This is a genomic window from Halobellus sp. EA9, assembly GCF_051195055.1.
Taxonomy (GTDB): Archaea; Halobacteriota; Halobacteria; order Halobacteriales; family Haloferacaceae; genus Haloquadratum; species Haloquadratum rubicundus.
Map to the genome: position 1 here is coordinate 1 of NZ_JBNTJW010000029.1, position 8,759 is coordinate 8,759.

An 8,759-nucleotide genomic window follows, 5' to 3' on the forward strand; every position below is an offset into this window, starting at 1 on the left:
ACGTCCAGCTCTGACTTTTATCGATGGCATCGGCTAATTCGCCAACAGAGTAGGACTGATCCCGCAAACAGTCGATTACCCGTAGCTCCGCTTCTCTCATATATTCCAATTCCACCGATGTGTTTATAACTATATCGGTGAGGATGGAATACAGATACCGGACGCTCAGTGTGGGTCGTCAAATGGTGAGGCGTTTGCACAAACGTATTTCGGAGAGACAATTCGATCTGCGAGTCAAACTACTCGAGAGGTGACGTGAACAGGCGCCGATACTCATCGAGCCACTCGATCTCGTGGTACGTCACGTCATTCTGAATGTCGTATTCAATCGGGAGTGGATCCGAACGCTGGGCTGTAAACGTGAGGTTGATCTCGATACAGGGCCCATGCTCTGAGACGCACTCGAAGCCATCGTCAACGGGGTAGACAACGCTAAACCAGCGAATCTGGAACCCAAAGTGGTCACACACATCTCTGACGACGGCAGCGTCACAATAGGGCGTGTGGACCCACAGTTCCCCGCCAGCGTACGCCTGATCCTTGACGCACCAGACTGCATCGAGGGAGCGGAGAAACTCCGCAGCGCGATTGTAGTGCGCTTCAGTCAGGCGATCCCACCAGTGGTACTCCTCGACGTCGTCAACGAGGAGCTGGAGGCAATCTCCACACACATCATACGCCCGCTCACCAAGAGAGACTTCGTGGAGTTTGTCGGACTGGGTGGTATCACACGCATCGCACGGCGGGGAAGCACCACTACCCTGGCATCCAGTGGATGATCGCTGTTCGGTGTGGTTGGAACACCCGCTGTGTGCACTCCCTGGCTTCTGAGATTCGTTTGAGTCGGTATTCTCGGTCATTGGTATCTAACCGAGAACCGTCAGTCACGCCGTGTGACTGGGCTCCCGGCTAGCACCGGACCGGCGATCGGCCACTCATCTATCGCCACAGAGAGCAGGTTGGTGTAAATAGTTTCTGTGGGTCCAACCGAGAACACCGGCCAGCGTCCGGCTATCGACGACAGCCGATATTAGAGCAATAAACATCGTGTGCAACCGCTTGTTGAAGTGTGACTGCCGTGCCTGTGGGTAACACACCCTAACTAATTTTAATACAATTGCCACGATATTCCAGGCTGACGTCCGATACACCCCTCAAATCGAGAGAGTTCAACACGATGATCATCACTCGCCTCACCCCGCGGCGTGCTCGTTCTCGCTTAGCCGCGGGTCCCGTGTTCGGCGAGTGCCTACAAGATCAGCGTGCGAAGAGCCCGGGCGCAAACCGCCGGATCCACGTCGACTTCGAATACGAGAGTTCGACGCAATCCGGCGACGTCCGGACACTCTCACCCGCATAACTCGGCCCCCATACGGACTACCCGTCACGGGTCGGGGAACACGGGATTGCCGCCTGCCTGTGCCCAGTACTCGCTCAGGACACAGCCTGATGCGAGTGCGGGGTGCCAGGCTCGCGGCTGATTGGTTTCCGTTCGTTCGATACAGGAGCGAGCGGACTTCGTCCGCGCTGAGCGTACGAAAGTCGTTAGCCAACAGCCCCGCAGCGAGAGCTGCGGCTACGTCGAGCCCCGGAGTCTCCGCTGGCGAGGGACGCCGGACTTTGAATCCGGAGGTCGCCGGTTCGATTCCGGCCGGGGCGACATGCCGACGTGGTGTAATCCGGCGAGCATACGGTCCTGTCACGGCCGTGATCCGGGTTCAAATCCCGGCGTCGGCGTGGATGCGTGGCGTGGCCACGTGGGGATACCCATCGAGGTAGGCAGCCCGTTGGTGCGGTCAGCTGGATCGTTCCGACGATGCTGGGCCCAGCAGGGTCTGCAACCTACATGAGCCGGTGTGGTATTCCCGGGAACACCCGAAGTACGCCCCCGCAATGAGACGCGCAACCACGACTACTCGGTCGCGGTTGCGCAGTTGGAAAATCGTACAGATAGATAATCAGCTGCCGAACGCTCGGCAGTCCCGTGAGCCGATGGTCCAGCGGACGACGATCTGTGCCTTGGGCGCACAGGACCGAGGTTCGAATCCTCGTCGGCTCACTGTGCCGTGACTGGGTATTGGGGAACCCAGCGGCCTGCTATGCCGTGGCCGTCTGCTATCGGTCTCCCGGTTCGAATCCGGGTCGCGGCGTCATGACAACGAATGTCTGCCCTACCTGCGAGGAGGAAGCGTTCCGTCACGTCCCGCTCGGTGAAACAACGTCCATCGACACGATTGGAAGCGTGAAAATCTGCGTCACCGAGGACGGCGCATACTTCCACGGAACGAGGTGACCGCCATCCATCCACTGGCGGACGATCCGTTCCAGACGAGGCCAACCCGCTCCAGTGGAGTAGCGGCCAAACTCACGGCCCTCTCACGGCCGAGCCCCCGGTTCGAGTCCGGGCTGGAGCATTCTCCAACAGTCCGAGACCTCTCACTTCCAGCCGACGGGACTGAGGGACGGACAGCTGTAGAGAACTGAGAGATGCCCATGAGTGAGTTCCGAATTGTGTGCTGCGGGATGGGATAATGGCAGTCCACGGGGCTCATATCCCCGAGGTCCAGGTTCGACTCCTGGTCCCGCAATGGAGGACAACAATGGGACTATTCGATACAGTCGAACTCTACGACGGCGTCCATCTACCGGAGTACCCCGAAGGGATTGCTCCTGCCGAGGACGTCGACTGGCAAACGAAAGGCATCGATCGACCGACTATGACCACATTTCGGATTACGGCGGACGGTCGGCTCCTCGAAGAGGAGTGGCACACCGAAGCGGTCCCGCCGGAAGACCGGCCATACGCGAGCCGTGACGACGTCGACGAGGAAGATCTCCTCTACATGGCCGGCTGTCGGAACCGAGTCCACGACGGCTGGATCGAACGAGACGACTACCACGGCCGTTTCAAGCTCAAACACTCCTTCGAGAATCTCGATACACTCGTCACGTATCAAGTGACGTTCACGCACGGGCAACTCGAGGGCTTCGAACGGCTGCAGTGACCCGTGCGTGCCCACACCTCGGTGCTTGATTTCGTCCCTACAGCGCTCCCGGAGTCTCCGTTGGCGAGAGACGCCAGTTTTTCAAACTGGAGGTCGGGGGTTCGATTCCCCTCGGGAGCACTCGGGGAGGCTGGCCCTGACAGCGTTTTTTCCGTGTCTGACATAGCGGGCAGCCACGGATCCGTGACGCTGTCACGGTCGGCTTTCCCCAAGCGTGTGGTCGTCCAGGTGGTGCGTTTCTTCGCCCGCAAAGCACACCAACGGGAGTCATAGCCCGTCGCACCACCGGTTGCCCGACCGCACGTGGCGACCGTCGAGTCGGAGCGTTGCTTCGCCAGGTACTCGCAGGTTCAAATCCTGTCGGTGGCGCAGTCCATCGAGAACATCCCGGACAAAGAGCGTACGAGAGGACGCTCGACACCGGTTCCGCTCCGACAGTTTTCCGGTCGCCGTGTCGCCAGTGGCCGTCGATCTGGAGCGCTACGTCGATGGCACTCGACGGGGTCGAATCCCGTCGTTCGCTCCAGAAATTGTTCGGCCACTCGTGTTCCCGTAGCTCAGTCAGGACAGAGCACCGGCCTTCGAAGCCGGGTGTCGCACGTTCGAATCGTGCCGGGAACGTCCAGCCGAGCGATGCGAGGCTGGGTCGGGAAGTTTCGCTCCCGAGACTCGTTGCTCACAGAGCGTGTGGGCAGCCGCGATCGGAGTCGCCTGTTGCGGCTCCGGGTGATAGGATGGAATTCAACACGCCAAAACAAACGGTCGCGGAGGCAACGCGGACCACCAACTACGAAGGTGGGGAAGCGTTCGAGCCTGCCGACCCCCGACTCGCACTGTACAAGCGCACGATCAACCAGCTGCTGGAGGGCTCGTTCTACGAGACCGATGACGAACAGCTCGCTGCTGTCGTTCGCCAGTTCGATGCCGCCGCAAACGAGGACCCGGAGTTCGTCCTGAAGCTCGCTGCGTACGCGCGTCAGGAACTCTACCTGCGGGACATCCCCCAGGTCCTGCTCGTGCTGGCAGCCAACGACGACCGATTCAAGGACGACTCCCCCGAGTCGCTCATCCGCGAATGGGCGCCGGCGATCATCCAGCGGATGGACGAGACGGCCACCGCGCTCGCGGTCCACGATCAGCTGTTCGGCGGGACTGCGCCGTGGCCGCTTCGACGCGGGATCGAGGACGCGCTGGTGGAGATGGCCGACGCCTACACGCTGGGCAAGTACGAGCTGTCGCGGCGCGAGGTGACGCTGCACGACGTCTTCAACCGCGTCCACCCCACGCCCGTCGACGCTGAGCAGGAAGCGCTCTTCGAGCGGTTCATGCGTGGTGGCCTCGACGATTATCCCGACGTCGACCCGTTGCCGGCGCCGAACACGTGGGAGACGGTTATTTCCGAGCGCGGCAACACCCAAGCCGCCTGGGAACTGCTCATCGAGGACGACGAGTACACGCTGCCCATCTTCGCGTCGATCCGGAACCTCCGGAATATGCTCGAAGCCGGCGTTCCGGAGGACACCGTCGTGGATCACCTCGACCTGGAGGCAGTCCGACACGCGCCGCTGTACCCGTTCCGGTACTACCAGGCCTACACCGCGCTGCAAGACGCGGACGTCCAGGCACCGACGGTCGAGCAGTGGCTCGAAGATGCAATTGATGTCGCGGTCGAGACGGTGCCTGGCGGATTCGGCGATACCTTTGTCGCGGTCGACCTGTCAGGGTCGATGGATCAGCCGCTGTCCGCGAACAGCACGCTCCGACTGAAGGAGATCGGTGCGTTGTTCGGTTCGATCCTGGCCGACCAAGGTGCTGACGTCGGCGGGTTCGGCGACGACTTCCAGACCGTTCCGATGCACGTCGACACGCCAGTCCTGCAGCGCCAAGCAGCGGTGTTGGCGATCGACGAGGACGTCGGGAACTCGACGAACGGCTGGAAGGCAATCGATTACCTCCGCGAGCGAGGTGAGCCCGTCGAACGCATCGTCGTCTTCACCGATATGCAGATCTGGGACAACACGCCGTTCACGGCCCGCGATTCCCAGACGGTCAAGGACGCGTTCGATGCGTATCGAGACGCGGTGTCTGCGGACACCGCGCTGTATCTCGTCGATCTCGCGGCCTACGGAGACCTGGTGACGCCAGAAGGCTACGAGAACGTCTACAACATCTCGGGATGGTCGGAGAACGTCCTCTCGTTCATCGAACACGCCGAGAATCCGAAGCAGATCATCGATGAAATCGAGGCGTTCGAGCCGACCTAGCCCTGTCCGTATTTTTTGTTTGAGGATGCGCGAGTGGTAGAGTTCGGAAACACGCGGTCGTGCCACGTCCGAGACGGGCGTTCGAACCGCCCCTCGCGCATTCGGAGTACAGTTGTCGAACATCTGGCCCGTGAGACGCGCCTCAACGGAGATGATAGTATGGCAGTATCCAATACCACCGACCCAGAATCGACGACAATTGCAGTCGTGACGATTCGAATCCCCTGCGGCGCGGATGGGGACCTCGTCACTGACGCTGAGAAGCGTCTCTCGCGGCCCGAAACTATCGATGACGTCACGATTGACGAATTGGATAGTATCGAGCCACAGCTGTCGGCCACACTCATTACCGTCGAAATTACGGTCCGGTGGGCTACGGCGATTGGCGAGGACGAGGTCAGAGACAGACTGGCTGGTGTCTCGGGACTTGAGTCAGTCAGACGGATTGCATAGGCCGTTCAGAACGGTATAGCCGAAAGTGTAGTAATCTATTTGATTGTTACCATAATATTGGTAATTATTGGATGTACGAACCGTTTGATGAGACTGCTGTTAGAGTGTTGCTCACAGTCAATCCTGGAGATTCGATCCGAACGGTAGCCCAACATCTCCACACCCCCTACGAAACGGTTCGACAAGCAGTCAATCAACTAGAGGATGCAGGGTATCTTCGATATGATGATGGACTGTTCGTGACCGACGATCGCGTCCGTAAGGCGGCACGAGACCTGCTGGCCACGAATGCCGCCGTGAATCCACCGTCCATCGAAGAGGCGTACGTACTCCCACAGTTCGGTGACTGGCCCTTCGCCTTTACACAGGTGGACGCCGTCTACGTGTGGACCCAAGGGGGCTATCAGGTTGGTCGCGAGCCCGGAGACTACCCGCTCTTTCTTGCCGTCCTTGAGAAGGATATCGACGCCTGGCAGCGTTTTTTCGAACGGTTTGGAATCCCAACAGGATTTGAGCGACAACCGGAGGAATCGTTTGAAGGTCCTCTCCAAGTCGTCTTCAACGAGCGTTCGGTGCTCAACCCCGACCACGTCGAAGGATATCCAGTCATCTCTCGGCGCGAGACGATAGAATTCATGCGGAAGCATTATGCGACGTTTCAGTCAGCACTCGCTATGCTCGATCGCATATACGACGATCTCGATCTCGACGTTTCCTACCGTGAGTCAGAAAGAGAATGCTCGTGAGTTTCACAGCAGCAATTGAATTATCGACCTCCTCCACGGTGAGGTTTAATTGATTGCCGTTGGTTTGACATCGACAGCGTTCCCGGGTTGCTATTTTTGAATAGTTTGATATTCATACTCTTCAGCCCGCGAAGGGACGATATCTGATTAACCAACAAATCTATGCCGATACGCACTTTGTTGGTTAACACGAGGCGACCGCTGATGTCCTACGAGCCACCGACGCCGCCGGCGGAACTCCCGACAGACCTCGTCAATACGCTCAACGAGTCCTCTTCTGAGCAGCTCCAGCACGTTGCCCGCTACGCTGAAGAGCTAGCTGAGCACAAAGCTCGCGAGGCCCGCCTCGAGGAGGAGTCGGAGGACGACGAGATCGACGACCGACCCGATGATCTTCCGGACGAGGTCCCGTCGAAGGCAACGATCACGATCAAGGAGATCAACGACAACCGCTACTACTACTGGCAGTGGAGAGAGGGGGACAAGGTCACGTCCAAATATAAAGGGCCAGTCAATCCGGACGAATGAGGGGTCAATACATCCGATTATCGATTTCCCACACCCCGTGTGCTATTTGATTCTGGTGCACTTGAAAAGGGGGTGGACACACCCCTCGTCCAGAATCAACTACCCTACCCTACTTCGCTTGGTCTGACGACCTCGCTCGTTGAGGGAGGGGTTTGTCGGTGGACTCCCCTTCTGCCGACACACGGTCGGAGGCGTGGAAATCGCCGTTCAGGTTCAGCATCCCCGACGTTAGAGCCAGTTGATAGGTGGCTCCTCCACTCGGAGACGTCTGCTCCGAGTGGAGACGCTTAGCAAGCTTGCGAGCGATGTTCTTGCTCGCGTTGTAGTCGGCGTTGAGTTCGTACCCGCACTTTTGACAGCAGAATTTATGTTTCGACGGCCGGTTCTCCTCCAGCGTACATCCGCACTTCGAACACCGCTGACTCGTGTACGCAGGACTCACTTGTTCGACAGCCACACCTTCAGCTTCGCCTTTGTACTCGACGTACTCGTAGAGTTGGCGGAACGCCCACGCGTGGAATCGCCTGGCGTCCGCCATTCGGTCGCGAATACCCGTCAGGTTCTCGAACGCGACGTGAGTCGCGTCCACCCGACGGGCTTCGCGGAGGATGTCGTTCGCAACAGAGTGGAGTACATCCTGTATCCAACGGTGTTCGCGGTCGCTCATCTGTTGGACGGTCAGGTGCGCCGAGCGGGTGCCTGTATCTTGGAGGCTTCCCCGTGTCTTCTCAAACTCACGCCGACGGTGGTTGAGGTAGTCCGCTGATTCAATAAACGCGCCAGTGCTTGTGACGGCGAAGTACCCGTCAACGTTCAAGTCCACGCCGAGAACCGTCAGGTTCTCGCTGTGCGTGTCCGAACTTGAACGCTTTTCTTCGTTATCTGCTATGGTGCGTTTCATACGGGCGTGGAGGTAGAACACGTCTTCAAAACGGTCGTACTGAAGCGTGGACATGCGGAACTCGAAGTCCTCGTTCAGCAGGTAGTCACCAATCGGCGTTCCATCCGTGTTGTCGGGGAGGACGTATTCACATTCGACGCGTCCATCAACGGTTGAGAGGGACACGTGGTCGCGGTAGAAGGTTGCACTTCGCTTGTCGTAGACGACGCTCCACGAGTCGAAGTGTGGTTGGCTGGTACGATCGCCGCGCTCCCACGCTTTGACACCGCTTTTTACTGCCTCGACAGCACGCCGAATCCCCTTCTGGACGAGATTGGCCGTTAGGTCGGTTTCTTCTCGAAGACGGTCGTAGAGAGCGTCTTCGGCTTTCGCTTTGCTGGTGACGCAGTATTCGTTTGAGGAGTCTCGCCACGCCCATTCACTGGTTTGGTTAGCACAGTAGCGGAACTGATCAGCGGTTTGATGGAGGGCGTCCCGTCGCTGCTCAGGCACATCGAGCTTGACCTTGACGGTGCGAATGACCTCCATCTCCATTTCACATTTTGAATTATTTCTTTATCAGCGTTGGGCTCGTACAGGAGTTGGATCGATATTGCCCGTATTGGCTTGAGGTGTTATCAACTCCCTCGCGGCCTACTGCGCTACTCGCTCCCATTGGTCGCTCCGTTCTTTCTCGAGAACGGGACATCCCTCTCGCAATTAGATGAAAGTAATGAGGAGAACGCTCTTGGGTAAACGATTGTTGGTCAGATCTCAGCAGTAGCTGGAAGTCACAGCGGGCAAGGGTGACGCGACCGCGTCACCCGACGAACGATGTTCCCAGTCAAGACGTTCGTCTCGGAGCGTCGAGCCGCGAACCTGT

General features: G+C 58.6%; 7 protein-coding genes and 9 tRNA genes. 14 read left to right on the forward strand and 2 right to left on the reverse strand.

The genetic code is table 11. The annotated features are described in order from the left end of the window. Positions 1-239: 239 nt before the first annotated feature. Entirely contained in the window at positions 240-860 is a 621-nt protein-coding gene (locus ACQUQ0_RS17315; RefSeq protein ID WP_435186982.1) for a hypothetical protein, read from the reverse strand. Positions 861-1,584: 724 nt separating this feature from the next. On the opposite strand from ACQUQ0_RS17315, the gene ACQUQ0_RS17320 reads away from it, so the two are divergent. The 14 genes from ACQUQ0_RS17320 (at position 1,585) to ACQUQ0_RS17385 (ending at position 6,996) form a co-directional block, all read left to right on the forward strand. After that, positions 1,585-1,660: transfer RNA gene (locus tag ACQUQ0_RS17320), tRNA-Gln, on the forward strand. A gap of 3 nt (positions 1,661-1,663) precedes the next feature. Beyond that, positions 1,664-1,737, forward strand: a tRNA-Asp gene (locus ACQUQ0_RS17325). Between the two features lie 249 nt (positions 1,738-1,986). Then, positions 1,987-2,059, forward strand: a tRNA-Pro gene (locus tag ACQUQ0_RS17330). Positions 2,060-2,063: 4 nt separating this feature from the next. Continuing rightward, positions 2,064-2,150: transfer RNA gene (locus tag ACQUQ0_RS17335), tRNA-Ser, on the forward strand. A gap of 191 nt (positions 2,151-2,341) precedes the next feature. Further along, positions 2,342-2,414: transfer RNA gene (locus ACQUQ0_RS17340), tRNA-Glu, on the forward strand. 103 nt (positions 2,415-2,517) lie between these two features. Next, positions 2,518-2,588, forward strand: a tRNA-Met gene (locus ACQUQ0_RS17345). A gap of 12 nt (positions 2,589-2,600) precedes the next feature. Beyond that, complete coding sequence (locus ACQUQ0_RS17350) at positions 2,601-3,005, forward strand: hypothetical protein (RefSeq protein WP_435186984.1); 405 nt, start codon at positions 2,601-2,603, stop codon at positions 3,003-3,005. A 44-nt stretch (positions 3,006-3,049) separates the two neighbouring features. Continuing rightward, a tRNA-Glu gene (locus ACQUQ0_RS17355) sits at positions 3,050-3,125 on the forward strand. A 426-nt stretch (positions 3,126-3,551) separates the two neighbouring features. Then, positions 3,552-3,626: transfer RNA gene (locus tag ACQUQ0_RS17360), tRNA-Arg, on the forward strand. 113 nt (positions 3,627-3,739) lie between these two features. Next, entirely contained in the window at positions 3,740-5,269 is a 1,530-nt protein-coding gene (locus ACQUQ0_RS17365) for a TROVE domain-containing protein (RefSeq protein ID WP_435186985.1), read from the forward strand. 27 nt (positions 5,270-5,296) lie between these two features. Beyond that, positions 5,297-5,369 (forward strand) — tRNA-Gly (locus tag ACQUQ0_RS17370). Positions 5,370-5,428: 59 nt separating this feature from the next. Continuing rightward, on the forward strand, positions 5,429-5,722 hold the full coding sequence (locus ACQUQ0_RS17375; RefSeq protein WP_435186987.1) for a hypothetical protein: 294 nt from the start codon (positions 5,429-5,431) through the stop codon (positions 5,720-5,722). A 71-nt stretch (positions 5,723-5,793) separates the two neighbouring features. Then, a complete protein-coding gene (locus ACQUQ0_RS17380; RefSeq protein ID WP_435186989.1) occupies positions 5,794-6,468 on the forward strand; it encodes a MarR family transcriptional regulator in 675 nt (224 codons plus the stop codon). Positions 6,469-6,672: 204 nt separating this feature from the next. Continuing rightward, positions 6,673-6,996: a hypothetical protein gene (locus ACQUQ0_RS17385; RefSeq protein WP_144263436.1), complete on the forward strand. Its 324-nt coding sequence runs from the start codon at positions 6,673-6,675 to the stop codon at positions 6,994-6,996. 109 nt (positions 6,997-7,105) lie between these two features. On the opposite strand, the gene ACQUQ0_RS17390 is transcribed toward ACQUQ0_RS17385, so the two are convergent. Then, positions 7,106-8,425, reverse strand: a complete 1,320-nt coding sequence (locus ACQUQ0_RS17390) for an RNA-guided endonuclease InsQ/TnpB family protein (protein WP_435186990.1) — start codon at positions 8,423-8,425, stop codon at positions 7,106-7,108. Positions 8,426-8,759: the final 334 nt, after the last annotated feature.

Coding starts and splice junctions, on each gene's coding strand:
- ACQUQ0_RS17365 (WP_435186985.1), top strand. CDS start 3,740: ATGGAATTCAACACGCCAAAACAAACGGTCGCGGAGGCAACGCGGACC.
- ACQUQ0_RS17375 (WP_435186987.1), top strand. CDS start 5,429: ATGGCAGTATCCAATACCACCGACCCAGAATCGACGACAATTGCAGTC.
- ACQUQ0_RS17350 (WP_435186984.1), top strand. CDS start 2,601: ATGGGACTATTCGATACAGTCGAACTCTACGACGGCGTCCATCTACCG.
- ACQUQ0_RS17315 (WP_435186982.1), bottom strand. CDS start 860: ATGACCGAGAATACCGACTCAAACGAATCTCAGAAGCCAGGGAGTGCA.
- ACQUQ0_RS17385 (WP_144263436.1), top strand. CDS start 6,673: ATGTCCTACGAGCCACCGACGCCGCCGGCGGAACTCCCGACAGACCTC.
- ACQUQ0_RS17380 (WP_435186989.1), top strand. CDS start 5,794: ATGTACGAACCGTTTGATGAGACTGCTGTTAGAGTGTTGCTCACAGTC.
- ACQUQ0_RS17390 (WP_435186990.1), bottom strand. CDS start 8,425: ATGGAGGTCATTCGCACCGTCAAGGTCAAGCTCGATGTGCCTGAGCAG.